General features: G+C 39.8%; 1 pseudogene. It reads left to right on the top strand.

The features are described from left to right. Positions 1–33: 33 nt before the first annotated feature. Positions 34–437 (top strand): annotated as a pseudogene (locus H5200_RS23450) (hypothetical protein); the annotation flags it as partial.

Raw genomic sequence — 437 nt, 5'->3', positions numbered from 1 at the left:
TGCCTAGAAACCGAGCAAAACAATGTACAGTTTGTGATAAAGAACAATCAATTTATTGATGTTAAAAATGAACTCAAACAACAAACTAACAACGGCAATATCAATTACCAAAGTGCCGGCAACAACGCGTTCACAGGTAAAAAAATCGATGTAAAAGCTGACCAAGAGCTGTCATTAATTTCGGGGCGTGCGGTTAAAATAAACGCGCAAAGTGATATTTTACTAAAGACTAATAACAGTGATTTAAAGCTCAACGTACCAAATGGTTCAACGTTTTTACAAACTAGTAAGTCAATTAACATCACAGGCTCTGGGCAAGGCGATTTAATCATTCATAACGCCGGCGGCGAAATTAAACTCGATAGCCAAGGCAACGCCACCATCATCGCTACCAATATACTCACCCTCGACAGCAACATTGTCACCTTTGATGGGCC

Source organism: Pseudoalteromonas sp. SG43-7 (assembly GCF_014164295.1).
Classification (GTDB): Bacteria; Pseudomonadota; Gammaproteobacteria; order Enterobacterales; family Alteromonadaceae; genus Pseudoalteromonas; species Pseudoalteromonas rhizosphaerae.
The sequence above is the reverse complement of the archived record's forward strand: the minus strand, read 5'-3'. Positions and strand labels throughout refer to the sequence as shown.